A 24177-nucleotide genomic window follows, 5' to 3' on the forward strand; every position below is an offset into this window, starting at 1 on the left:
TTTTCCCGCCTCCGGGTGCAATACTCAACGCTTGAGTCAGACGAATCCTGCTTTTATGACCCTTACTTACCGACGACTGACCCCGACCGATGCAGTGGCTTATCGCGCGTTGATGCTTGAGGCATATGATCGCCACCCAGACGCCTTTACCTCTGATGTGAAAGAACGTGAAACGCTGCCTGGCGAATGGTGGGAAAACAGGCTGGATAACAGCAATGCGTCGACCGAAGCAGTGTTTGCCGCCGTCGAAGACAACAAACTGCTGGGCGTAGCCGGGTTGTCCGTTGAAACCCGAAATAAGGCCCGGCACAAGTCAACCTTGTTCGGGATGTACGTGCCTCAGGCTCACAGAAACAGAGGCATTGGCTACCAATTGATGTGCAGCGTGCTCGAGCATGCCAGATCCCGTCCTGAGCTTCTAGTCGTACAGCTCACCGTCACGCAGGGTAATGCCGCAGCACAGGGGCTTTATGAGCGCGTGGGCTTTGTGACCTTTGGCGTTGAACCGCTTGCAGTTGCCGTAGGCAGCCGGTTCGTCTCCAAGGTGCATATGTGGAAGGATTTACGGGAGTAAGTTATCCCCTAGCCATTATCTGCGCTCAGCATCCGAGCGCCTCGGCTGCGTCGGTCAGAGAGTCGACAATAACGTCCCAATCCTGTTCGGCAGTAAGGTCAGACGTCTGGCCTGGCCCGTGCTCGGACGGGCGTCGGACGAATACCGTCTTGAAGCCATTCGCACGGGCAGCCGCGAGGTCGGAGTTATGCGCAGCCACCATCGCGACTGCTTGCGGGGCCAGGCCCACGGCGTCTGCCGATTTCAGGTAGGTCTGCGGCATTGGTTTGTAAGAGCCCGCGATTTGCGCGCCGACAATCACGTCCCACGGCAAGCCAGCGAACTTTGCCAGGTTGAGCATGCCGGCAATATGCCCGTTGGAAAGCGTGCCAATCGAGAACCTGCGCTTGAGCCGCGTGAGGCCGGCGACGGAATCGGGCCATGGATCAAGCCGTTCCCACGCCTTGTTGAGCTCGATGAGTTCGGTATCCGGAATGCTGCCGAAATCTACCTCGTGCCGTGCCAGCACGGTTTCCAGACTCTCCCGGTTGAGCACGTCAAGTGTCACGAAAGGACGCTCACCCGAGCGAACGCGCTGCATGGAAGGCTGGTAGAGCCCGCGCCATTGATCGGCAAAATCGAGGGGGTCGACGTTCACGCCATGACGCAGCAGAAAGGGCGCCGCGGCGCGTGCCACACCACCTCGCCAATCCACAACAGTGCCGAATACGTCGAACCCGAGAAAACCCACCTGTGCAAATCTGGCCATATTATCGCTCCGGTAATGTGTATCGTCGCTTATAGTTCTACACAAGCAGTCGCTCGGAGGACAGTCGTTTCCGGGCAGACATTGCCCTCGTTGAAGAGGTAATGAGTGATATCGAAACCGGTCGGCGACTGGCCAATCAACGATGGATGGAGAATTCATGAACTACGTGAAGCTTGGAAACACAGGGCTGGATATTTCCAGACTGTGCCTTGGGTGCATGACCTTCGGCGAACCTGATGCCGGAACGCATCCCTGGACACTGGGCGAAGAAGCAAGCAGACCGATCATCAAGCACGCCGTCGAGCAAGGCATCAACTTTTTTGACACCGCCAACAGCTACTCGGCAGGCACCTCGGAAACCATCGTCGGAAAGTTGCTGAAAGAGTTCACGCGCCGCGACGAAACCGTGATCGCCACCAAGGTGTTCTTCCCGGCAAACATGTGGGAAGGCTCGACAAGGCCCAACGAGAAAGGGCTCTCGCGCAAAGCCATCATGTCCAGTATCGATGCGAGCCTGACGCGGCTCGGCACTGATTATGTCGACCTGTACCAGATTCACCGCTGGGACTATGACACGCCCATCGAGGAAACCATGGAAGCCCTGCACGATGTGGTCAAGGCAGGCAAAGCCCGATACATCGGCGCCTCGTCCATGTATGCGTGGCAGTTCGCCAAGGCCCAGCAGGTCGCGGTCGCGCACGGGTGGAGCAAGTTTGTGTCCATGCAGAATTATCTGAATCTTGTGTATCGCGAAGAAGAACGCGAGATGATCCCGCTGTGTATCGATCAGGGTGTCGGCCTGATGCCCTGGAGCCCGATGGCGCGTGGCAGGCTGACCCGGCCCCATGGGCAGCAGACCGAGCGGACCAGGACCGACATTTCCGGTCAGTCGTTTTACCAGGCGACGGAAAAAGAAGACGGCCGGGTGATCGACGTTGTGGAACAGGTCGCAGCAGAACGGGGTGTGCCGATGGCGCAGGTCGCACTGGCCTGGGTATTGGCCAAACGAGGGGTTTCAGCGCCGATTGTCGGCGCGTCCAAAGCGTCCCAACTGGACGATGCCATCGCCGCACTGGAGCTGGTGCTCAGCGACGAAGAGATCCAACGCCTTGAGGCACCTTATGTACCGCATCTGGTGACCGGATTCGTCTGATCCGCACAGCAGAAACCCGATGCCGGCGAACGTTACAGCGTCGCCGGTAACCTGATGGACCGCAGTCATCCGATAGAACGGTGACCAGCAACGCTTAGATTACGAAGACAACATCACAGCACTCGTAACCGTCACACATTTCTGAAATAACACCTGTCTATCTCGCCGCACGCAAATATCTATTTGGCGACCGACCGGCTGCACGGTATTGTCTGACTATTCGCAATGAATGGCCGTTTGCCAGCGCTTGATTCGACTTTATCCACTTCCCCCGTTCGAGTTCCTTCCATGAAAAATCCGGTTTCTCTGGCTACCCGCATCGGCTTGGGGTTTGCCGCGGTCGTTTCACTGCTCATATTGATCACCGCTGTCGGCATTCAGCGGGTTGGCTTCATCGACAGCACCCTGGAAGACGTTGGAGACAATGCCGCAAAGGTGCAACGCTATGCGATCAACTTTCGTGGCAGCGTGCATAACCGGGCGATCGCCCTGCGCGATGCGGTGCTGGTCAACAATGATCAGGACCTCGCGCTCCATCTGGAAGAGATGACCCGGCTGGAAAAGGACTACATCGATTCGGCTGCACCGATGGATCAACTGTTCTCCAGGCCGACCGTAAGTGCCGAAGAGCGGCAACTGCTGCGTGGCATCAAGGAAATCGAACAGCAGACGCTGGGCTCTACCAAAAGCGTCATTGCCTTGCGCCGTACCGGTGACATCGCCGGTGCCCAGGCCCTTTTGCTGAGCCAGACATCGGGCGACTACAGCGAATGGCTGAAGCGCATCAACGCGCTCATCGACCATGAGGAAGCCTCGATCAGGGTTCAGCTGGATAATGTGCAGGCGACCGCCAGCCAGTTCCGTGGCCTGATGCTGCTGGCAACGGCTTTCGCCGTGCTGCTGAGCATCGTGCTGTCGGTTTTCATCATTCGCTTTGTGAAAAAGACGCTTGGCGCGGAGCCTGTAGAGGTTGCGCAGGCCATTCGAAGATTGGCGGCCGGCGATCTGCAGCAAACCATCACCACCGCGCATCCCGACAGCGTCATGGGCGTACTGAAAACCGCGTTGACTCGTCTCTCGGAAACCATCACAGAGGTGAGGACGGCTGCCCAAGAGGTCAGCCAATCATCCACCGTGCTGTCGGCGGCTTCATCTGCCAACAATACCCAGATCATGGTGCAGACCCGTGAAGCCGAACAGGTGGCGACCGCCATCAGCCAGATGGCCGCCACGGTCAATGAAGTCTCGGGCTATGCAGCACAGGCAGCGGACGCTGCACGTTTGGCAGACAGCGAAGTGGCGACCGGTAACCGACTCGTCGAAGGCACTACCACTGCCATCGAGCAACTGGCGGCCACGCTGACTGAAACAACAAATACTGTGGAGCAGGTGTCCAGGCACAGCGAGCAGATCGAAACGGTGATCGAGGTGATCAACTCGATTGCCTCGCAAACCAATCTGCTGGCGCTCAATGCGGCCATTGAAGCAGCCCGTGCGGGTGAGCACGGCAGAGGCTTTGCGGTCGTCGCCGATGAAGTTCGTTCCCTGGCGAATCGTACCCAGCAGTCGACCCAGGAAATTCAAAACATGATCAGCACGCTGCAAGGCGGTACTGAAACTGCGGCGCAGAACATGCGCGACAGCTGCGAACTGGTCAATCGCGCCGTTGACCAGACACGCAACGCACAAAGTGCTCTGTCCAGAATCAATCAGGAAGTGGGCGCGATCAATCACATGAATGCGCAAATCGCCAGCGCTGCGGTTCAGCAAAGCTCGGTGGCAGAAGACGTTGCCATGAACATCAACAGCATTCACGACTCGACACTCAAGTCCGCCAATGGATCGCAGCAGGTGGCAAGCGCCAGCGAAGAGCTGGCACAGCTTGCAGATCGCCTTACCCGCAAGGTCGCGTTTTTCAAAGCAGGCTGACGGTGTGAGCAGGTATTCGGCGATGGATGCTGCATCGCCGGATACCTCATTAGCGGCAAATCAGTCTGTGCAAATGACCGACCTGGAGCTACGTATCGCCAGCGCAACGGTGAACATGGACAGCGCGGCACATACCGCACCGATGACGATGGCGGCGGTAAAGCCGGCCCGACCGGACACCACGCCGCCGATGAACGCCCCACCGCCAATCGACAGATTCACCACACAGACCAGTAACGCCTGAACACCCTCCACGCGGTCATTGGAGGCCTCGAAACACCAGATCTGCGTGGTGATGGGGATCATCCCGAAAGCGAACCCCCAGACCAGAATCACCGGCCAGAGCAGCCACGGGTTGCCGACAAACATCAGCAATGCGGTCAACGATCCCAGCATCAGCAGGGTCATGATCAGCACCGAGAACGGCGCGCTTCTGGCTGCCAGGGCTCCCCCGGCCAGATTCCCTGCCACCGCTGCCAGACCGAAGGCGAAGAGCAATGCTCCCAGGGCCTGCCCTTGGATATGCGCGAACTCCTGCACGAAGGGCGCGAGGTAGGTGTAAGCCGCGAAGTGCCCGACGTAGATCAACAGTGCGGCGGCGAACATACGACGAATGCGTTGCTCGCCAGCCAGCGACAGCATCTGACTGATGCCGGCAGAGCGCTCGCCCGGTAACGCCGGTAAAAACGCTGCGATCAACAGCCCTACCGCAACCGTGACCACTGCCGCTGTTTCAAATGCCGCCCGCCAGCCGAAGGCTTCACCGATCAACGTGCCAGCCGGAATACCGGCAACAGTGCCGATCGAGACGCCCGCCAGCACATACGCGGTGGCCTTTACGCCCTCCTTGCCGGGCCTCAAGCGAGGCCCGAGCGAACCGGCAATCGTCCAGAAACCTCCCAATGCGAAGCCAAGCAGGACCCGGCCGGCAAGCGTCAGCCAGAAGTGCGTCGACAGCGCCACGATCAGGTTGGACGCCAGCAATATCGACAGCAGCCCCAGCAGCAGGCGCTTGCGATCAACATGACTGAACAGGGCAATACAGGAAGGTGCTGAAATGGCCGCGAGGATGCCAGGGACAGCCATCATCAAGCCCGCTTGGCTGATGCTGGTTCCCAGGTCACGAGCAATATCGGGCAGCAGCCCGACAGGGAGAAATTCAGTAGTGACGGTAGCGAATGACCCAAGGGATACACTGCCTACAGCCCACCATGAAGCGGGTTTTATTACGAGGTTTCCAGCAGTTTCAAAACGACTCACAGCGGTTCCAGAATTCGGGGATGTCAGCAGCTGACCCGTCGGGCCAGCGCGTGGATACGCGTAACCCTACCGTGTAAAGCCTTGACGAAGCCACCTTGCGAGAGAAATTCTGTGTCAACGACCCGCGATAATTTCTGCGGAAACTGGCTATCAGGCCGACGCTCTGCGTCGAGGTTTCGTCGGTGACGCAGAGCGTCACGAACGGCGTTCCCATGCAGAGCATGGGAACGCTCACACAGGCAGTCGTGACCTACTTGTTGCGGGTCACTCTCCAGACGGTGTTGGCCAGGTCGTCGGCGATGATGAGCGCGCCCTTCGGATCAACCGTCACGCCTACCGGCCGCCCGCGAGTCTTGCCATCAGCACCACGGAAACCCGTTGCGAAGTCCACCGGTTCACCCGCAGGACGTCCATTGCTGAACGGCACAAAGATGACCTTGTAGCCAACCGGATTATCGCGGTTCCAGCTGCCGTGCTCGCCAACGAAGACGCCGTCAGCGAACTTGTCACCCATGGCCGGGATGGAGAAATCCACACCCAGAGCGGCAACGTGCGAACCCAGGCTGTAATCCGGCTTGATCGCCGCAGCGACCTTGGCCGGATTCTGTGGCTGGGCACGCGTGTCTACGTTCTGGCCCCAATAGCTATACGGCCAGCCATAGAACGCGCCCTCCTTCACCGAGGTCAGGTAATCGGGAACCAGGTCCGGGCCCAACTCGTCACGCTCATTGACCACCGTCCACAACTGCCCGGTACCCGGCTGAATCGTCAACGCGGTCGGGTTACGCAGACCGGTCGCATAAGGCTTGTGGGCACCGGTTGCGGCGTCGATCTGCCAGACCATCGCGCGATCGATTTCGACTTCCATGCCACGCTCGGTCACGTTGCTGTTCGAGCCGATGCCAACGTACAGGGAGCGACCATCAGGGCTGACAGTCAGTGCCTTGGTCCAGTGGTGGTTGATCGCCGAAGGCAGATCGGTAACCTTGACCGGCTCACCGCCGGCCTTGGTCTGACCGTCCTGGTAATCGAAGCGAACCAGCGCGTCCTGATTGGCCACGTACAGCTTGCCATCGGCAAACGCCAAGCCATAAGGAGCATTGAGGTTTTCGGCAAAGACTGTCTTCAGCTCGTACTTGCCGTCACCGTCCGCGTCGCGCAGCAAGGTCAGGCGATTGCCGCCTTTGACCTTGGTATTGCCCTGGGCTTTGATGACGCTGGCAATCACATCCTTGGGCTTGAGCTTGGCAGCACTACCGCCGCGACCTTCGGCGATGAGGATGTCGCCGTTCGGCAACACGAGGGACTGGCGCGGAATGCTCAAGTCGGTGGCAATCGCAGTGATGCTGAACCCCTCGGGTACGGTCGGCTTTTGATCGCCCCATGCAACGGGCTCGGCAATCTTCATGCTGGGCAACAGGCCACGTTGCGGTTCCGGTAATTTCGGGTCCGGCCCGCGTGCCTGGGTACTGTCCGCTTCGCCACCACAGGCGCTCAGCAGCAGCGCCATGCTCAATACTGTCAGTGCGTGAGAGTGCTTCATTCTGCACCTCCCGAACGCAGGCTGGTCAGCCCTGTCCATGTCGCAACACCGGCCAGTACGGTCACGATAACCGACAGGATCAAGCCAGACGGCATGACCGCCCAAGCGTCTTTAGCATGCTCGAAAGCATTGACCAGACCCAGCACCCAGGTGACCAGCAACAACAGAAAGTACACCACGGGGCGACCGGCCTTGTGATCCGCACGCACTAGATTGACTAGCGCGAACAGCAACGCCAGCCCGCAGAACAGCAAGCCTCCGGCAATCAGCCAGGCGGCAAAGTTGCTCCACTGAATCTGAAAGGTCTGGTAGTAGGCGATGTCGCTCAGCAATCCGCCAAGAAACAGAGGAACGGTTCCTGCAAGCAGGGTCGCGTGTAGCGGGCCTGGCGTATATCGGTAGACGGGATGGGTGGTTACGGTCATGACGGCTCCTTTTCGTTCGGCGACCCTGGATCAATGCTCAGTGCGAATGCACTCGCCTGTCAGGGTCGCGCTGAATGCGCATAGAAAAGGATCATGCTGGCGAAGCGATAGTTCAGCACTTTTCATTTCGAAATATTTTGAAAACGCTACTGGCTTGCAGTGCGCTTGTTTCGCCGGCAACGCTCAGAGCAATAAAGCACCTCATCCCAGCAGCGCGCCCACTTCTTGCGCCAGGTAAACGGCAGCCCGCAGACCACACAGGTTTTGACCGGCAGTTCACTCTTTTTCAAAGTGCCTCTCCGGCATCGAGTCTGGCCAGCAATGCCTCGCCTCGCTCCCACAGCGCCTGCTGTTTGGGTTCAGCCATGCGATCAAGGTTCTTGTAAATAATGCCCATACGCTGGTTGCGCCGCAAAAGATCGCCATGGCGCATCAGAAAATGCCAGTAGAGCGCATTGAACGGGCAGGCATCGTCAGTCGTGCTTTCAGTGACCTTGTAAGCGCAGCCACGGCAGTAGTCAGACATGCGCTTGATGTACTGGCCGCTGGCGCAGTAGGGCTTGGAGCCCAGGTAGCCGCCATCGGCGTGCATGACCATGCCCAGCGTATTGGGCAGCTCGACCCAGTCGAAAGCGTCCATGTAAATCGCCAGATACCACTCGCAGATCTGGCTCGGCACGATACCGGCAAGCAGCGCAAAGTTGCCGGTCACCATCAGGCGCTGAATATGATGGGCATAGGCATGCTTGAGGCTCTGGCCGATCGCCTGACTCATGCAGTTCATCTTCGTTTCGCCGGTCCAGTAAAACTCCGGCAGCGGCCTGCTGTTACCGAACAGGTTGCCATCGGCATACTCGGGCATTTTCAGCCAGTAAACGCCACGCACATATTCCCGCCAGCCGATCAATTGGCGAATGAAACCTTCGGCGGCATTCAGCGCCACCCTGCCCGACCAGTACGCGGACTCAACGTCACTGCAGATCTGGCGCAGATCCAGCAGGCCGATGTTCAGCGCAGCGCTGATCCGCGCGTGAAACATAAACGGCTCATCAGTGGCCATTGCGTCTTGATAATCGCCGAAACAGGCCAGCCCGAAATCGAGAAAGTAGTCCCACAGCGCCTGAGCATCGACATGCGTCACCGGGTAATCGAAATCATCCAGCGAACCGTAATGACTGGCAAAACGTTCAGCTACCAGTGTCAGCACGTCGCGAGTGATCCCGTCTGCCGAGAAGCGCATCGGGTAAGGCGCAGCGACGCCCTTGGGCAGCGCCTTGCGGTTTTCCGCATCAAAATTCCAGGCACCGCCCACCGGTGTGCCATCGCCGTTCAACAGCAACCGGCTCTTGCGCCGCATCTCCCGGTAGAAGAACTCCATGCGCAACTGCTTTTTACCCTGCGCCCACGACGAAAACTCTTCGCGGGAACAGAGAAAGCGCGTATCGGCATACCATTGAATCGGCAACCCGCTGTCCTTGATCGACTGCTCCAGCCGCCAGTCACCGCACTCGGTGACGTGCAGCTCTTTGGCTTGCAGCAGGGCCTGCCAGCGCCGCAACTCACCCGGCACTGAGCCTGTGTTCTGCGGATCGTCGAGCGTGACGTACTGCACCCGAACGCCGCGCTCACGCAGCGCCTCGGCAAAATGACGCATGGCGCTGAAGATCAGCACGATTTTCTGCGGATGATGCGGCACATGGCTCGCCTCCTCCATCACTTCGACCAGCAGGACCGTATCGCGCTCGAGGTTCAGGTCTTTCAGGGACGCGAGATCGAAGGAAAGCTGATCGCCGAGGACAAGGTGGAGACGAGGGGGTTGAGTCAATGGAAGAGGCTCCGCATGGCGTCTGCAAGGATCTGAAAAGCTGTGGCGTCAGGCTGCAGCCAGCACATCAGGTCCAGCTATCCGATGCTCCGCAGCCATAAAACTTGTACCAATGTAATTTCATGTACAAGATTTTCATAGCGTTTTTCGATGAGTTACCTGTCATGGTTGTTGCAGGTACAGCTGCGGTGGCCGAGTGGTGTCCTGCAACTGGCAGGCACCTACACGATCAATGCCAGGCCACCGGCCCGAATCAAACCGACTCGTAACCCGCCAGCCCCGCCACCCGTTCAACCCACCGCAAAACACTCGGATACGCCCCCAGCTGCACACCGCCTTCCGGTGCCAGCACCACATACGGATAAACCGCACACTCGGCAATCGTAGGCCGCCCCATTGCCAGCCAGTCATGCTGTTCAAGGTGTTTGTCGAGTAGCCCCAACACAACAGACGATTTCTGCAGGGCCTCGGCCTTGTTCAGCGCAGCGCCGAATTTCTGCACCAGTCGCGCCGCGCAAAGGCTGTGCTGGATCTCGTTGCCGGCGAACGACAACCATTGGGCGATTTCGGCCTGGCCTTGAGGGTGAGCGGGCCACCACGCCAGGCCGCCATATTCGCCAGCGAGGTAAATCAGAATGGCCTGCGAGTCGCGCAGGACGACCGGACCATCTTGTAGAACAGGTAATTCGCCCAGAGGATTGAGGTCAGACAGTGGTGGCTTTTTATGCTCGCCGTTCAGAAAGTCCACCGCTACCACTTCAAGCTCGATATGGGCCAGGGCAGCGAACAAGCGGACTTTGTAGCAGTTGCCGGAGGCTTGCAGATCGTACAGTTTCATTGTGTGTCTCCATCGACGAGTTGATTGAATTCCAGAACGTTGCCATCGGGGTCGCGGATGAACAGTGCAATTCGTCGCGGGCCGATGGGGTGCGGCCCTTCAGTGACGACAATTCCCTGCGCGTCGAGCCAGCGCTCGAGCGCCTGCAAGTCATCGACGATAAACGCCGGGTGCGTCATGCCGGGTAGTTTCAGCGGGGCATCCAGCAACACGTTGTGAGCACGGGGCACGCGAACGCCATTGAAGATCAGGTTGATGCGCACGCCGTCCGGGCTGAGCATCTCGTTGGCTTCGTAACGTGGAAAACGCGCACTCTCGACAAAACCAAGCGCCTGATAGAAGGCCAGTGCGCGGTTTTGGTCGCTGACGCGAATACCGATGTGGTCGTATGCGAGAATCCGGGCGGGGTTGGGTTGCAGACTCATGAGGTTGAAACTCCGGTTGGAAGCAGTTTCGCAAGTGTCGGCCACGGCAGCGGTTTCACCTATGCTGCGGACCTCACAAGACCTATGCACTAATCGCACAAATCAGAAGGTGGCAATGGACAGGCTCAAGGCAATGGCCAATTTCGTGCGGATCGTCGACAGCGGCAGTCTGAGTTCGGCGGCGGATGTCACCGGGCAATCGGTTGCGTCGCTGGTCCGCTCGCTGGCCGCTCTGGAAAGTCATCTGGGCGTACGCCTGTTGAACCGCAGCACGCGGCGCATGGCTCTGACCGATGAGGGCGAGGAGTATTTGCACTGGACCCGGCGCATGCTCGCGGACTTCGATGATATGGAACAGCGCCTTGATGGCCGCGACGGAATCGTACGCGGCCTTCTTCGGGTGACGGCACCTGTCGAGTTCGGACAGCGTTATATCGCCCCGTTGGTAAACGCCTTTCTCTGCGAGCATCAGAACATCAACGTCGAGCTGAACCTCAATGACCAGATCGTGCCTCTGCTTGACGAGCGCCTTGATCTGGCGTTGCGCATCGGCCATCTCCCGGACTCGGCGATGGTCGCGCGCAGAATCGGTGCGACCCGGCTGGTGACCTGTGCAAGCCCGGATTACCTGCGCACCGCCGCGCTTCTGGACACCCCGAAATCCCTGCCTGAGCATGCGTGCATCACGCTGGCTTCGCATGGCCGGCAGTGGTACTTCCGACAGCAGAGCAAAGAGTTGATACAGGACATCACACCCAGACTGGTCTGTAATCAGGTCCGCGCCGCCAGCCTGGCCTGCGTACAGGGTCTGGGCGTGACCCGGCTGATGCATTACCAGGTTGCAGATGAACTGGCTGACGGTCGCCTGATCAGGGTACTCAATAACTTCGAAACGGCAGATCTGCCGATTCAACTGGTTTATCCGCACGCCTTGCAGCTCTCGCCACGGGTCAAGGCATTCGTCGAATGGGCAATTCCACAGCTGGAAAAATGCCTGCCTGATCCCTCTCTTCAAGACCGATAGCGCTGCCAAAAGCTCATCTGATGTACGGCACAGAGGAACCTGTGCTCGCAGTGGAAATGTGAAAATTTTGTTAACTATTTGTTCGCAGTGTCTTTTTCTGACAGAAACAACCTGCCACAATAATGCGAACAGTTATCAACATTATTATCATCCAGCCATGGACGGCTTCAGGGAGTGTCGGGTTCATGCCGGGCCAGCAATCGCAAAGCCGTTTTCTTTTTACCCCTGCCCTGCTGACAATGGGCATCTGGATCGCAACTTCTCACGCTGCCTACGGCGCTGAAACGCAAGCCACAGAAGCGTCATCGGCGACGACAATGGAGCTGGGCGCGACGCAAATCAGCAGCGACCAACTTGGCTCTACTACCGAAGACAGTCAGTCCTACACCACGGGCCCGATGCAGACAGCGACCAAATTGCCGCTGACCATCCGCGAAACCCCGCAGGCTGTGACCGTCGTCACTCGTCAGCGCATGGACGACCAGGCCATGACCAGCATCAACGACGTGGTGAAATACACCCCAGGTCTGTTTTTGGACCAGTCCAGCGGACCGGGTCGGCAAACCTACACCTCTCGCGGTTTCGACATCGACAACATCATGTACGACGGCCTGCCCGCCTCCTACTCGGGCTACACGGCAGGCGTTCAACCCAACCTGGCCATGTTCGATCATGTCGAGGTGATCAGAGGCGCTACAGGCTTGGCGACAGGGTCTGGTAACCCTTCAGCGGCGATCAATATGGTGCGCAAACGTCCTACCGCCGTTCCACAAGTCACCCTCACCGGCACGGTCGGGAGCTGGGACGACTACCGCGGCGTATTCGATGCCTCCGGACCACTGAACGATAGCCGCACGGTACGCGGCCGAATAGTCGGTTCCTACCAGGATGCCAACAGTTTCCGCGACAAGGAAAAAAGCGATCACGGCGTTTTCTACGGGGTGGTCGAGGCCGATCTGAACGATGCCACGACCGCCACTCTGGGCTTGTCTCGTCAGGAAGATCAGACCAATTACTTCTGGGGCGGTCTGCCCCTCGGCACTGACGGCCATCACCTGAACCTGCCGCGCTCGACCTATTCCGGCTCGGATTGGGAAAACAAGAAAATCCGCATAGACACCGTGTTCGGTGAGCTGGAGCACCGTTTCGACAACGACTGGAAACTACGCGTAGCAGGCTCGAGCTCGTCGCTGGACGGTCTGTTTTCAGGTACTTACCTGTCGCGCTACAACGGCCCGCTGGAAACGACGGCCTATCAGTCCAAGCCTGAGGAGCAGCAGACTGCGTTCGATGTCTACGCCAGCGGACCGGTCGAAGCGTTTGGGCGCACCCATGAAGTGGTGGTCGGCACCAGCAGGCGCGTGTACGACAAGACCAGCAAGGAATACAGCCCCTACGACACAGGACTGCCGATTGGCGCGCCGAAGCCGGACTTCGTCCGCGATGGCAAGACGCATAGCATCGCCACTCAGGACGCGATTTACCTCACTACACGTCTGAGCCTGGCCGACCCGCTGACCCTGATCCTCGGCGGCCGTCTGGACTGGTACGACTACGACGATCGCTCTGGCGATGAAGACTACAAGGTCACCCGCAATCTGACCCGCTACGCTGGGCTGATCTACAAGCTGGATGAACACCATTCCCTGTACACCAGCTACACCGATGTCTTCCAGCCACAGAGCGCGCAAAGCTTGTCTGGCAAGGTGCTAGACCCCGTCGTGGGCGAAAACTATGAAGTCGGCATCAAGGGCGAATATTTCAACGGCGCCCTCAATGCCAGCCTGGCAGTGTTCCGGATCGACCAGAAAAACCTCAAGACCGAGTCACCGACCCAGGCGGGCTGCGCGGTCCTGACCTGTTACGACGCAGCCGGTCTGGTACGCAGTCAGGGCATCGAGATGGAACTGCAAGGCGCGCTGACCGAGAACTGGCAAGTCGGCGCAGGCTACACCTATGCCCGCACCCACTACCTCAAGGACACCGATCCGGCGAACAAGAACCAGCAATTCAACACCGACACACCTGAGCACCTGTTCAAGGTATCGACCGTCTACCGCCTGCAAGGCGCACTGGAAAAGATGCGCGTCGGCGGCAACGTCTACTGGCAGAGCCGCATGTACAACGACATCGCGCTCACCGATGGAAGCTATCGCCTGGAACAAGGCAGCTACGCCGTTGCTGATCTGATGGCGGGGTATCAAGTGAGCAAGAACCTCGACTTGCAACTGAACGCCAACAACATCTTTGACCGCACCTACTACACGGCGATTGGCGCAAGCTCGGTATGGGGCTCTACCGACGTCTACGGCAACCCACGCAGCTATGCGTTGACGGCCAAGTACAGCTTTTGAGCCTGAGCCACGCTGCTATCAGGCATGCTCGGTAGCAGCGTGGTTACGTCTCACACCCCAAACACCTTCGCCATACCGCCCACCCCTTTGGCCGTCAGCTTCAGTGCTCTGGAGTCCAGATGGCGGCTTACCCAGCCGCGCGTGAGCATCAGCTCCAGCAGCGCCGCCCCCAGAGCGCCACCAATGTGCGGGGCGCGTTCGCTCCAGTCCAGGCAGGCGTAGGCCAGACGTCTGCGTTGCTGACGTACTGCGTCTACGTCGATGCCCAGCGCATTCAGTGATTCGACACCCCGCTCACTGATCACATAGTCCTTGCCCTGCTCATTTAACCAGCCGGCCTTCAGTAAGGCATCGTGTAACTTGACGGCGACTTCACCGGCGCAGTGGTCGTAACAGGTTCGAGCCTGTCGCAAGGCCGAAGGCGTGTTGGGTTTGAAGGGCACGGCGCTGTGTTGAGTCAGTAACAGCAAGGCTTCCAGCGCTTGCGCCACCTGCGCATTGGCCAGTCGATAGTAACGATGCCGGCCCTGTACGAGCATTTCCACCAGCCCCTGCTCACGCAAACGCGCGAAATGGCCGCTGGCACTCGATGCGCCTATATCGGCCAGCGCCGCCAGCTCGGTCGCGGTTCGTGCGCGCCCGTCCAGTAGCGCGCAAAGCATTCGGGATCGTGCTGGGTCAGCAATGGCACCCGCCACTGCCGCCAGCGAGAGGTCTGCTGCTTCAACATCCATAGTTCAGCCATCCCTGAAGTGTTCTCGTAGGCGGTCATCATACTGCTGCCAAACCACTTGAAGGGATTCACCCATGCATCAATCGAGTTTTTTTGGCAGAAAAGTCGTCGCTGCTACATTTCTGATGGCTGTGTTTGGCTGGGGCATCGGCTTTTACGGTCCGCCGATATTCATGTATGCCGTGATTCAGAGAACCGGCTGGTCGACCGCGCTGTGCTCGGCTGCGGTCACGGTGCATTTTCTGGCAGGTACGTTGGTCGTGGTCAACCTGCCTGCGTTGTACAAAAGGTATGGCCTCCCGTGGATTACGGTTTCAGGGGCGGCAACCCTTGCTGTCGGTGTGTACGGCTGGTCGATCGCCAATCAGCCCTGGCAATTGTTCATCGCCGCGGCGCTGAGCGGATTCGGTTGGGTAACCATGGGCGCGGCAGCGGTCAACGCTACCATCTCGCCATGGTTTGTCAGCAAGCGTCCTGGCGCATTGGCGATGGCCTATAACGGCGCGAGCATCGGCGGTGTAGTCTTTTCATCGGGCTGGGTGTACCTGATTGACCGGTTCGGGTTCAGCCTTGCTGCGGTCGTGGTGGGTGTGCTTTCAACAGGTGTGATCGCGCTCCTCGCTTTCGGTGTGTTCCGCTTCAGGCCTGAACATCTGGGTCAGCACCCCGACGACATTCTCCAGATAACCACTGAGCTGCCTCCATTCCAGGACACTGCGCCCATAACGTTACGGAGTAACCGACCATTCCTCACGCTGGCGGCAGCCATGTCGCTCGGGCTGTTCGCACAGATTGGCCTGATCAGCCAATTATTCCTGCTGCTGATTGATCACGTCACACAGCAGACCGCAGGTATGGCCATGGGTGTCGCTACCTGCAGCGCTATCTTCGGCAGGTCTCTGTCCAGCAGGCTGTTAGCGCCAGGCACCTGTCGACGCCACATCGCCTGCCTGAGTTACGCCTGCCAGTGCCTGGGCTGTGTGGTGCTGATGTTTATAGGCACAAGCTCTGCCCTGTTATGGGCCGGCATGATTCTTTTCGGTGTGGGTATCGGCAATGCGACATCACTGCCTCCGCTAATTGCCCAAGCGGAATTTCCCAGGCATCAGGTTGCGCGCGTGGTGACGTTGATCGTCGCCATCGCTCAAGGCTGCTACGCCTTTGCGCCAGCACTCTTCGGTGGTGTCCGGACTTTATTCAACGGGCCTGACAGCGACCTGATAGCGCTGGCACTTGCTGCCAGTATTCAGGCGGCAGCGATACTTGTCCTCATCAGCACGCGGCCACATGGAAAACCGTAGCCAATGCCAAAAACAGAGTGAGCACTCTGCTTTTAAAAAAGAATATTAATTTCCATAAAATAACAAAAAACACTAATTTATTGCCTTAAATATGAATTTTATGGGATTAAATAAAAGTTAAACCCGTATAATTGATACCTGAATTTACATACCATCAAATATATAAAATTGCATTCGTGTATTTTACCGTTCAGCAATTTTCTGCTTGTCACGCACGTTTTGAAGAACCTGTCGGCCGCCCCGAGCTGCCGACTTGCCTGTCTGCCTGTTTCATATTTCTATTTGGAGACTCTCCCGATGGCCAGCCCCCTGCTGCCTGTTGTTGCCACTTTACTGATGTCCCTTGCCGCCCTGCCGGTGTCTGCCGCTGACAGGCAGAACCCGCTGCCATCCACGTCGAGCGAGCGCCGCGCAGAGGTCGACGCTCAGCGTGAGCAGATCACCGGTGCCGACGCTGCCGTACAGAAAACGCCCAATGGCGCGCAAACGGTGGTGGATGCGCCGATCGACACTGCTGACGCCCCTGCCGGCAATGAAGACCACTGAGTGACCCACTGACTGCAACCGATCAACCTATGAATGACGTAAGGAATAACTCCGTGTCCATGATCAAACAAGGCCTGGGCCTGAGCCTGTTGGCGCTCGGTATCGCCCAGGCAGGCAGCGTGTTCGCTGTGACGCCGATGACAGGCAATGAAGTCGAAGCGCGCGTAGGCGCAATGCTCGACAACATGACGCAATCGGAAAAAATCAATTTCTCGCGCGTTGACGACGGCCGGATGATTCCGAAGCTGGACAAGTTCAACCTGCAGGGTACGGTCGCCTACGATTCGGCAATGGGCGTGCTGGTTGGCGGCAAGACGTTCGGTGCGCAGTACCCTTCCCCGTCAGCACTCGCAGCCACCTGGAGCATCAACCGGGCCAAGGAATTCGGTCTGGCGATCGGCTACGAAACCCGGATAGCGGGCGGGCAGCAAATGCTCTCGCCAGCCATCAACCTCTACCGTACGCCTTTCAACGGGCGAGCGGCTGAGTACATGAGCGGCGAAGACCCGTTTCTCGGTGCCGTACTGGCGCCTGCGGTGACCAACGGCATTCAGGTTCAGGGCGTCCAGGCGGCCGCCAAGCATTACCTGATGAACGAGCAGGAAGCGAACCGTCATTATCTGGATGTGAAGATTGACGAGCGAGCGATGCAAGAACTGTATCTGCCTGGCTTTGAGTCACTGGTCAAGAACGCCAATATCGCCTCGATCATGTGCGGCTACAACAAGATTAACGGCGAATACGCGTGTGAAAACCACCACCTCATCACCGACATCCTGAAAGGCCAATGGGGTTTTCAAGGTAACGTCATGAGCGATTTCAACTCGGTTCAGGACGCCTTCAAAGGCGCCTGGGCGGGTACCGATATCGACATGCCCAGCGGGCTCCAGTTTACTGAAGCCAAACTGCTGCCTTACATCTGGAATGGTCAACTGCATCAGAACGTGATTGATGACAAGGTGCGCAGAAACCTGAGAGCACTGGTCAGCTATGGTTTTGACAAGGGAATCAACAAGGCGCAACCGCTGGAGCACCGTGAATACGGGCAACTGGCCGCATTGAACGTGGCCAGAGAGTCGATAGTTCTGCTGCGCAACCAGCCGGTAGACGGAAACAAGCCTCTGCTGCCACTGTCCAGAAACGCAAAGATAGCGGTCATTGGTGATCTGGCCATGCAGCCCCCGACCGCGCCGTTCGGTACGGCTTATTCGGCACCCGCAAGCTATGTCACTGAACTGAGCGGCCTCAAGCAACTGGCGTCGAATACATCCAACGTGGAATACCTTTCACAGATGAGCCTGAACCCGAAGTCGTCGGTCTGGTATCAGCCCGCTAAAGACCAACAGGCCATCAGCAATACCGGTGTAAAAGCCGAGTATTACGCCAATACCTCGCTGTCCGGCGACCCGGTTGCAACCCGCGTCGAACCCGGCATCAATCTGGACTGGATTACCAACACCAACCAGACCGATAACGGCACCAGCACAGTCAACGGCTATACCCCGTCAGCAGGCTCGTTCTCGGCGCGTTTCACCGGCAAGATCAAACCGACGATCAGCGGCCCTCAGGTGTTCAAGGTACGGGCGGACGGTGCCTATAAACTCTGGATCAATGACGAGCTGGTGCTTGAGGATGAGGGCTCGCAAGTCTCGTTCGACCTGATTCCAGTGGTGCCGCGCACTGTCAAAACGGCCAGTCTCAAGGCCGGTACCGAGTACAACGTGCGCCTGGAATATCGCCGGCTTAAAGGCAACTTCACTCCGGTACTGGGCGGCATGAACGGTGTGCAGATGAGCTGGGCAGCGTTGCGTCCACCGAAGAACCTGGGGGATTACGACGCTGTCGTGGTAGCCGCCGGCAATAACTTCGAATACGAGGGTGAGTCGCTTGATCGGCCGTTCGAACTGCCGCAATTCCAGTCCGAGTTGATCAGCTTCATTCAGAAAGCCAACCCCAAAACCATCGTCGTACTGCACGGTGGCGGTGGTATGGATATGCAGCCCTGGGCTGACAAGGTAGCTGCGTCTCTGCACGCATGGTATCCGGGGCAACAGGGTGGTCAGGCACTGGCCGAAATTCTGTATGGCAAGGTCAATCCGTCGGGCAAGCTTCCGATCACCCTGGACAAGAAGGCGCAGGACAACCCCAGCTATGCTTCCTACTCGAACCCGGTGCCGTACTATTTCAGCAGCGCCAACCCTCCAGTTGAAATGACCTACAGCGAAGGCCTGTACCTGGGCTATCGCGGTTACGACAAGAAGCACACCAAACCGCTCTATCCATTCGGTTTCGGTCTTTCCTATACCACGTACGAGTACAGTGATCTGAAACTGTCGAGCAACGTATTGGCTCCGGGCGCGACCATTCAGGCCTCTTTCAAGGTCACCAATACTGGCGACAAGGCAGGGTTTGAAGTGGCTCAGCTTTATGTGCAGCCATCCAGGCCTCAGGTTGATCGCCCGGAGAAAGAGTTGAAGGGCTTTACCAAGGTTTACCTGAAGCCAGGCGAAAGCAAAACCGTCACGATTGCACTGGACTCGCGTTCTTTCGCTTATTACTCACCCGATTCGGTGAGCTGGAACGTCGACCCTGGCAAGTTCAAGGTCCTGGTGGGCAAGGACTCGGAAAACCTGGCACTCGACCGCACGGTAGTAGCGCTTTATCCGGAGCAACTGACCACACGAGATTCAAACCCCCTTCCAGTCCCCCTGCGCAAGGCAGTACAAGTCAAGGCAGAGCAGGCTTACTAAGCAACAGCCATTCTGAGTAGCGGTAATCGGTGGTCGATGCGACCACCGATTACTCTCATGCGATTGATCGTTGATCAGCGCCCTGCCAGTTCCTGCGCCAGTCGTTCGAGAAACCTGGCAAATGCGCTGTCTATCTGCACGTCTGCTGGCGATCGAAGCCACTGAATCTGCATGCCATCCATCATCGCAACTATCTCAAGGCTGATTTGCCTGACATCAACGTCCTGGCGAATTTCACCTGCCTGAGCCAGCACATTCAGATGCGTCTGAAGATGACTGTGCACAATCTGGAAACGCTCACTGAACCAGCGGTGTGCAGGGTGCGTGACCGACAGACTTTCAGTGTTGATGATCATCAGCGCCTGGCTGACGGAGGCGTCTTCGATGCTGAAACTCATGACCTGCTTCAGAAAGGCCATGAACCCCTCCAGCGAAGCGACTTGCCCGGCGTCCTGCAACCTGGCAGCAACGTACTGATCCCTATGTTCAAGAACAGCTTGCAACAACACCAGTTTGGTCGGGAAATGATGCAGCAATCCGACCTGAGAGAGACCTGCAACCTTGGCAATGTTAGACAACGAGGCCCCCGCATAGCCATCCCGGGCGAAGATGGTCATGGCTGCCTGAATGATCTCTGCCTTGCGCACCTCCCCTTTGGGAAGACGTCGCTTCACCGCAGGTTTCTTGACTGTGGCGGGTGTATCAGAACTGTTTGAATTCACGGACATACGAAGGGCACTGTTCGCACAACGAAAGGATAAATCGTAGCATGCGACCGGAAGAAACCCGGAAAAAAGGCCTGAGCACCGATATTGACGCCCTTTAAAGAAACCCGCACGCATGCCGATGCATACCGAAGCCCGACTGTATGTCGATAACCATAGAGAGACATACCCAAAGTACGGCACCTGACACCCGGACGCTAGGGGCACTGGCAAGCGTCGACCTCGACAGTGAGATTGCAGTGCGAAAAGCAGCCACGGGCAGCTGCCCGACCATGCAGACAATTAACGTGTGAGCCGGAGGCGCTCTGAAATACCTGACAAGAGAAGAGCTGGAAGCACAGGTCGTGCACCTGCGCGCAGCACTTGAAGAAGCCGGTATCGACGCCGGGCCGGAAAACGGCGCAGCAGCACTGCCCAGCCGGGAGGCGCGCAAGCGTGCGGCTTTTGACAGCGCGCTGGACTTTGCCATGATCCTCACGGATCCAGACGGCATCATTACCGACTGGAATCCGGGTGCAGAACAGGTGTTAGGCTGGTCCGCTGCACAAATGGTCGGGCAGGATGCGGAGTGTTTCTTCACGCCGGAAGACCGCGCCTGCGGCCGGATCGAACATGAAATGCAACTCGCTCTGAGCGTCGGCCGAGCGTCGGACGAACGCTGGCACCTGCGCAGGGATGGTCAGCTGTTCTGGGCGTCTGGCGAAATGATGCCGCTGTATGACGAGGAAAATACTCACCTTGGCTTCGTCAAGATCCTGCGCGACCGCACCCGGGAGCATCTGGTGGCACGCGCAACCGAAGAAGCCCAGGAACGTTACCGGTTGGCCGCCAAGGCTACCAATGACGCAATATGGGATTGGGATTTTACCGCCAACCATGTGCTCTGGAATGACGCACTGGAACAGGCATACGGCCACCCCCTGGCGACACTGGACACCTCCGGTAACTGGTGGATAGCCCAGATCCATCCCGATGACCAGACACGCATTTACCACTCTATCCATGCATTGATTGACGGCAGCGGCACTGCCTGGACCGATGAATACCGTTTTCGCCGATTCGATGGTACTTATGCCAATGTCCTGGACCGTGGTCATGTGATACGCAACAACGAGGGCAAAGCCGTACGCATGATCGGCGCGATGCTCGACATGTCACAGATGCAACAGGCAGAAAACGCGCTGCGCCAGAGCGAAGAGCGCTCCAGAGCCATGCTGGAGACCATCGAAGCAGCGTTCGCCATCATTCAGGTCAAGTTCGATGCAGACGACAGCCCGGTAGACTACCGGTTCATCGAGGTCAATCCTGCCTTTGAACGTCAGGCCGGTGTCGATTTGCGTGGCAAGTGGGTGACCGAGTTTGCTCCAGACCTGGAGCGTTTCTGGTTTGAGGCTTATGGCCATGTCGCCAAAACCGGCGAACCTGCCAATTTCGAGAATTACGCCAAGGCGTTCGAGCGCTGGTTTGAAGTCAGAGCGGTGCGTGTCGGTGAACCGGCTGATCGACAGATTGCAGTCATCTTCAGTGACGTGACGGAAAGACGCAACGCCGAGGAGCGATTGCGCACCAGCGAAGCCGTCGCACGCGCGAACGTCGACCGCGTTCAGCTCGCCCTCGCCGCGGGTGCGATTATCGGTACCTGGCATTGGGACTTGACGGCCGACCGCTTTACCGTCGACGAAGCCTTCGCCAAGGCGTTTGGTCTTGACCCCGCTCTGGGCTTCGATGGTTTGAGTCTGGAACAGGTCATTGCCACTGTTCATCCCGAAGACAAGCAAGGCTTGATCGATGCGATCAACGCGGTCATCACCAGTGGGCGTGTTTATGCCCACCAGTATCGGGTCCGCCGTGCCGACGGCCTCTACTACTGGATCGAGGCGAACGGTCGTGTCGACCGTGCCGATGACGGCACTCCACTGAGCTTCCCGGGCGTGCTCATCAACGTCGATGAACGACGTGCTGTGGCGGCCGAGCGCGACCGGGCCACTGCAGCGCTGCGCTCGCTCAACGACACGCTTGAACAGCGCGTGGCAGCACGCACTGCGGAACTGATGCAAGCTGAAGAAAAGCTGCGTCAGTCGCAGAAAATGGAAGCTGTGGGGCAACTGACTGGCGGTCTCGCCCATGATTTCAACAACCTGCTGGCGGGCATTTCCGGTGCTCTGGAATTGATGAACACCCGTATTGCACAGGGGCGCTGGAACGATGTAGACAAATACATCGTCACCGCACAGGGCGCTGCCAAGCGCGCCGCGGCCTTGACGCACAGGCTTCTGGCCTTCTCCCGACGCCAGACACTGGACCCACAGCCGACCGACGTGAACAGGCTGATGAAAGGCATGACAGACCTTATCCAGCGCACGGTAGGCCCCAGCATCGTGGTCGAAACCATTGGCACCATAGGTCTATGGCCAACGCTGGTCGATGCAAGCCAGCTGGAGAACGCGCTGCTGAATCTGTGTATCAACGCCCGCGACGCGATGCCGGACGGCGGGCGCATCACGATCGAGGCCGACAACCAATGGATAGAAGGTGATGTGGCGCGGATGCACGATATGCCTGAGGGTCACTATCTGTCGCTGTGCGTGACCGATACCGGCACAGGCATGACGCCCGATGTCATCGCCAAGGCATTCGACCCCTTCTTCACCACCAAGCCCATTGGTCAGGGCACCGGTCTTGGTCTGTCGATGATTTACGGGTTCGCCAATCAGTCCGGCGGTCGGGTGCGCATTCAGTCGCAGGTGGGCAAAGGAACCTCGATATCCCTGTATCTGCCACGTTACGACGGTACAGCGACCAGAGACGAGAGCGATGTGCACCAGGCGCCGTTCGAGTTTACCCAGTCTGGAGAGACCATTCTGATCGTGGACGACGAACCGACGGTACGCATGCTGCTCACCGACGCGCTCGGGGATCTGGGTTATACCCTGATCGAGGCGGCCGACAGCCTGGCCGGCCTCAAACTGCTGCGCTCGGACGTGCATATCGATCTGCTCATCACCGACGTGGGCTTGCCCGGTGGCATGAACGGGCGACAGATGGCCGACGCGGGACGCGAAGTACGTCCGCATCTGAAAACCCTGTTCATCACCGGTTATGCAGAAAACGCTGCCATTGGTGACGAGCAGCTCGGGCCAGGCATGCGGGTACTGACCAAGCCGTTTGCGATTGATGCTCTGGCTGCCCGAGTCCAGGAATTGATGAGCGCCTGATGCAACCGGCTCGTTGCGATCCTGCTTCGGGCCTTCAACATTGAGCGCTGCGCGAACCCGGTGCTAACATGCGCGACCGCCATGCAGGCAAGGGAATAACCGGGTCATGAGCAGTATCCGCGAGCGCAACAAAGAACTCATCCTGCGCGCTGCCAGCGAAGAATTCGCCGACAAGGGCTTCGCCGCCAGCAAGACCAGCGATATCGCGGCCAAGGCCGGTGTCCCCAAGCCCAACGTCTATTACTACTTCAAATCCAAGGAAAACCTCTATCGCGAGGTGCTGGAAAGCATCATCGAGCCCATCCTGCAAGCGTCGACGCCGTTCAATCCTCAAGGTGTACCGGCCGACGTGCTGAGCAGCTACATCCGTTCGAAGATCCAGATTTCCCGTGACCTGCCCTTCGCCTCAAAAGTGTTCGCCAGCGAGATCATGCACGGCGCCCCGCACCTTACGTCAGAGCAGATCGAACAGCTCAATGGGCAGGCGCGGCACAATATCGAATGCATTCAAGCCTGGATCGACAGCGGGCAGATCGCCCCGCTCGATCCCCATCACCTGATGTTCACCATCTGGGCCGCGACCCAGACCTATGCAGATTTCGACTGGCAGATCGCAACCGTCACCGGCAAGGCGAAACTGGAGGACGCTGATTACGAGGCCGCGACCCGGACCATTCTCAGGCTGGTGCTCAAGGGTTGCGAGCCGGACCGCTGAACCCCACCCCGCTTTGCTGCAGACGCAAAAAACCCGCCGAAGCGGGTGGTTTTGCAACATGACCATTCCGACATCCTGTCAGTAGCCTCCTGGC

The 24177-nt window shown here is 58.2% G+C and carries 20 protein-coding genes; 10 read left to right on the forward strand and 10 right to left on the reverse strand.

The window, feature by feature from the left end; genetic code table 11:
* The first annotated feature begins 55 nt into the window (after window positions 1-55).
* Window positions 56-574, forward strand: a complete 519-nt coding sequence (locus tag RYA97_RS19915; RefSeq protein ID WP_002552781.1) for a GNAT family N-acetyltransferase — start codon at window positions 56-58, stop codon at window positions 572-574.
* A 25-nt stretch (window positions 575-599) separates the two neighbouring features.
* On the opposite strand, the gene RYA97_RS19920 is transcribed toward RYA97_RS19915, so the two are convergent.
* On the reverse strand, window positions 600-1322 hold the full coding sequence (locus RYA97_RS19920; protein WP_002552780.1) for a haloacid dehalogenase type II: 723 nt from the start codon (window positions 1320-1322) through the stop codon (window positions 600-602).
* Window positions 1323-1479: 157 nt separating this feature from the next.
* Between RYA97_RS19920 and RYA97_RS19925 the strand changes: the two genes are divergently transcribed.
* Both RYA97_RS19925 and RYA97_RS19930 read left to right on the forward strand, forming a co-directional pair.
* The gene (locus tag RYA97_RS19925; RefSeq protein WP_044320592.1) at window positions 1480-2475 is read left to right on the forward strand and encodes an aldo/keto reductase; all 996 of its coding nucleotides are present in this window, start codon (window positions 1480-1482) and stop codon (window positions 2473-2475) included.
* A 288-nt stretch (window positions 2476-2763) separates the two neighbouring features.
* Window positions 2764-4404 (forward strand): methyl-accepting chemotaxis protein, encoded by a 1641-nt coding sequence (locus RYA97_RS19930; RefSeq protein WP_005744289.1) that lies wholly within the window; start codon window positions 2764-2766, stop codon window positions 4402-4404.
* Between the two features lie 60 nt (window positions 4405-4464).
* Here RYA97_RS19930 and RYA97_RS19935 read toward each other — a convergent pair whose 3' ends face one another.
* The 7 genes from RYA97_RS19935 to RYA97_RS19965 form a co-directional block, all read right to left on the reverse strand.
* Window positions 4465-5664 carry an MFS transporter gene (locus RYA97_RS19935; RefSeq protein ID WP_029241050.1) on the reverse strand — a complete coding sequence of 400 codons (1200 nt, stop codon included), beginning with the start codon at window positions 5662-5664 and terminating at the stop codon, window positions 4465-4467.
* Between the two features lie 250 nt (window positions 5665-5914).
* Window positions 5915-7207 (reverse strand): PQQ-dependent sugar dehydrogenase, encoded by a 1293-nt coding sequence (locus RYA97_RS19940; protein WP_016982392.1) that lies wholly within the window; start codon window positions 7205-7207, stop codon window positions 5915-5917.
* Window positions 7204-7632 (reverse strand): DUF2231 domain-containing protein, encoded by a 429-nt coding sequence (locus RYA97_RS19945; protein ID WP_002552775.1) that lies wholly within the window; start codon window positions 7630-7632, stop codon window positions 7204-7206. Before RYA97_RS19945 ends, RYA97_RS19940 begins: the two co-directional genes overlap by 4 nt.
* A 146-nt stretch (window positions 7633-7778) precedes the next feature.
* The gene (locus RYA97_RS19950) at window positions 7779-7922 is read right to left on the reverse strand and encodes a DUF2256 domain-containing protein (RefSeq protein ID WP_004658371.1); all 144 of its coding nucleotides are present in this window, start codon (window positions 7920-7922) and stop codon (window positions 7779-7781) included.
* On the reverse strand, window positions 7919-9457 hold the full coding sequence (locus tag RYA97_RS19955; RefSeq protein WP_042916473.1) for a cryptochrome/photolyase family protein: 1539 nt from the start codon (window positions 9455-9457) through the stop codon (window positions 7919-7921). The genes RYA97_RS19950 and RYA97_RS19955 overlap by 4 nt, the downstream gene beginning before the upstream one ends.
* Before the next feature lie 253 nt (window positions 9458-9710).
* Window positions 9711-10295, reverse strand: a complete 585-nt coding sequence (locus RYA97_RS19960) for a glutathione S-transferase (protein WP_316886881.1) — start codon at window positions 10293-10295, stop codon at window positions 9711-9713.
* Complete coding sequence (locus tag RYA97_RS19965) at window positions 10292-10720, reverse strand: VOC family protein (protein ID WP_005731427.1); 429 nt, start codon at window positions 10718-10720, stop codon at window positions 10292-10294. Before RYA97_RS19965 ends, RYA97_RS19960 begins: the two co-directional genes overlap by 4 nt.
* 115 nt (window positions 10721-10835) lie before the next feature.
* Between RYA97_RS19965 and RYA97_RS19970 the strand changes: the two genes are divergently transcribed.
* Together RYA97_RS19970 and RYA97_RS19975 are read left to right on the forward strand one after the other, a co-directional pair.
* A complete protein-coding gene (locus tag RYA97_RS19970; protein WP_316886882.1) occupies window positions 10836-11744 on the forward strand; it encodes a LysR family transcriptional regulator in 909 nt (302 codons plus the stop codon).
* Window positions 11745-11929: 185 nt separating this feature from the next.
* On the forward strand, window positions 11930-14098 hold the full coding sequence (locus tag RYA97_RS19975; protein WP_316886883.1) for a TonB-dependent siderophore receptor: 2169 nt from the start codon (window positions 11930-11932) through the stop codon (window positions 14096-14098).
* Between the two features lie 50 nt (window positions 14099-14148).
* Here the strand turns inward: RYA97_RS19975 and RYA97_RS19980 are convergent, their stop codons facing one another.
* A complete protein-coding gene (locus tag RYA97_RS19980) occupies window positions 14149-14832 on the reverse strand; it encodes an ArsR/SmtB family transcription factor (RefSeq protein WP_117139958.1) in 684 nt (227 codons plus the stop codon).
* A gap of 73 nt (window positions 14833-14905) precedes the next feature.
* On the opposite strand from RYA97_RS19980, the gene RYA97_RS19985 reads away from it, so the two are divergent.
* The 3 genes from RYA97_RS19985 (at window position 14906) to RYA97_RS19995 (ending at window position 19428) form a co-directional block, all read left to right on the forward strand.
* A complete protein-coding gene (locus RYA97_RS19985) occupies window positions 14906-16132 on the forward strand; it encodes an MFS transporter (RefSeq protein ID WP_316892981.1) in 1227 nt (408 codons plus the stop codon).
* A 297-nt stretch (window positions 16133-16429) separates the two neighbouring features.
* Complete coding sequence (locus RYA97_RS19990) at window positions 16430-16678, forward strand: hypothetical protein (protein WP_002552767.1); 249 nt, start codon at window positions 16430-16432, stop codon at window positions 16676-16678.
* Window positions 16679-16737: 59 nt separating this feature from the next.
* Window positions 16738-19428: a beta-glucosidase gene (locus RYA97_RS19995; protein ID WP_316892986.1), complete on the forward strand. Its 2691-nt coding sequence runs from the start codon at window positions 16738-16740 to the stop codon at window positions 19426-19428.
* A gap of 74 nt (window positions 19429-19502) precedes the next feature.
* On the opposite strand, the gene RYA97_RS20000 is transcribed toward RYA97_RS19995, so the two are convergent.
* On the reverse strand, window positions 19503-20156 hold the full coding sequence (locus RYA97_RS20000; RefSeq protein WP_057404111.1) for a TetR/AcrR family transcriptional regulator: 654 nt from the start codon (window positions 20154-20156) through the stop codon (window positions 19503-19505).
* A gap of 341 nt (window positions 20157-20497) precedes the next feature.
* On the opposite strand from RYA97_RS20000, the gene RYA97_RS20005 reads away from it, so the two are divergent.
* Together RYA97_RS20005 and RYA97_RS20010 are read left to right on the forward strand one after the other, a co-directional pair.
* Window positions 20498-23368 (forward strand): PAS domain-containing protein, encoded by a 2871-nt coding sequence (locus RYA97_RS20005; protein WP_057404110.1) that lies wholly within the window; start codon window positions 20498-20500, stop codon window positions 23366-23368.
* Between the two features lie 106 nt (window positions 23369-23474).
* A complete protein-coding gene (locus tag RYA97_RS20010) occupies window positions 23475-24083 on the forward strand; it encodes a TetR/AcrR family transcriptional regulator (protein WP_004660707.1) in 609 nt (202 codons plus the stop codon).
* The last annotated feature ends 94 nt before the right edge of the window (window positions 24084-24177 follow it).

It is taken from the genome of Pseudomonas syringae group sp. 26L6, assembly GCF_032587815.1.
GTDB lineage: Bacteria > Pseudomonadota > Gammaproteobacteria > Pseudomonadales > Pseudomonadaceae > Aquipseudomonas > Aquipseudomonas amygdali.

What these genes read in the sequence shown, in the direction of transcription:
- RYA97_RS19925 (WP_044320592.1), top strand. Translation starts at nt 1,480, where the DNA reads ATGAACTACGTGAAGCTTGGAAACACAGGGCTGGATATTTCCAGACTG.
- RYA97_RS19945 (WP_002552775.1), bottom strand. Translation starts at nt 7,632, where the DNA reads ATGACCGTAACCACCCATCCCGTCTACCGATATACGCCAGGCCCGCTA.
- RYA97_RS19985 (WP_316892981.1), top strand. Translation starts at nt 14,906, where the DNA reads ATGCATCAATCGAGTTTTTTTGGCAGAAAAGTCGTCGCTGCTACATTT.
- RYA97_RS19965 (WP_005731427.1), bottom strand. Translation starts at nt 10,720, where the DNA reads ATGAGTCTGCAACCCAACCCCGCCCGGATTCTCGCATACGACCACATC.
- RYA97_RS19975 (WP_316886883.1), top strand. Translation starts at nt 11,930, where the DNA reads ATGCCGGGCCAGCAATCGCAAAGCCGTTTTCTTTTTACCCCTGCCCTG.
- RYA97_RS20000 (WP_057404111.1), bottom strand. Translation starts at nt 20,156, where the DNA reads ATGTCCGTGAATTCAAACAGTTCTGATACACCCGCCACAGTCAAGAAA.
- RYA97_RS19960 (WP_316886881.1), bottom strand. Translation starts at nt 10,295, where the DNA reads ATGAAACTGTACGATCTGCAAGCCTCCGGCAACTGCTACAAAGTCCGC.
- RYA97_RS19940 (WP_016982392.1), bottom strand. Translation starts at nt 7,207, where the DNA reads ATGAAGCACTCTCACGCACTGACAGTATTGAGCATGGCGCTGCTGCTG.
- RYA97_RS19995 (WP_316892986.1), top strand. Translation starts at nt 16,738, where the DNA reads ATGATCAAACAAGGCCTGGGCCTGAGCCTGTTGGCGCTCGGTATCGCC.
- RYA97_RS19970 (WP_316886882.1), top strand. Translation starts at nt 10,836, where the DNA reads ATGGACAGGCTCAAGGCAATGGCCAATTTCGTGCGGATCGTCGACAGC.
- RYA97_RS20010 (WP_004660707.1), top strand. Translation starts at nt 23,475, where the DNA reads ATGAGCAGTATCCGCGAGCGCAACAAAGAACTCATCCTGCGCGCTGCC.
- RYA97_RS19930 (WP_005744289.1), top strand. Translation starts at nt 2,764, where the DNA reads ATGAAAAATCCGGTTTCTCTGGCTACCCGCATCGGCTTGGGGTTTGCC.
- RYA97_RS19915 (WP_002552781.1), top strand. Translation starts at nt 56, where the DNA reads ATGACCCTTACTTACCGACGACTGACCCCGACCGATGCAGTGGCTTAT.
- RYA97_RS19920 (WP_002552780.1), bottom strand. Translation starts at nt 1,322, where the DNA reads ATGGCCAGATTTGCACAGGTGGGTTTTCTCGGGTTCGACGTATTCGGC.
- RYA97_RS19980 (WP_117139958.1), bottom strand. Translation starts at nt 14,832, where the DNA reads ATGGATGTTGAAGCAGCAGACCTCTCGCTGGCGGCAGTGGCGGGTGCC.
- RYA97_RS19990 (WP_002552767.1), top strand. Translation starts at nt 16,430, where the DNA reads ATGGCCAGCCCCCTGCTGCCTGTTGTTGCCACTTTACTGATGTCCCTT.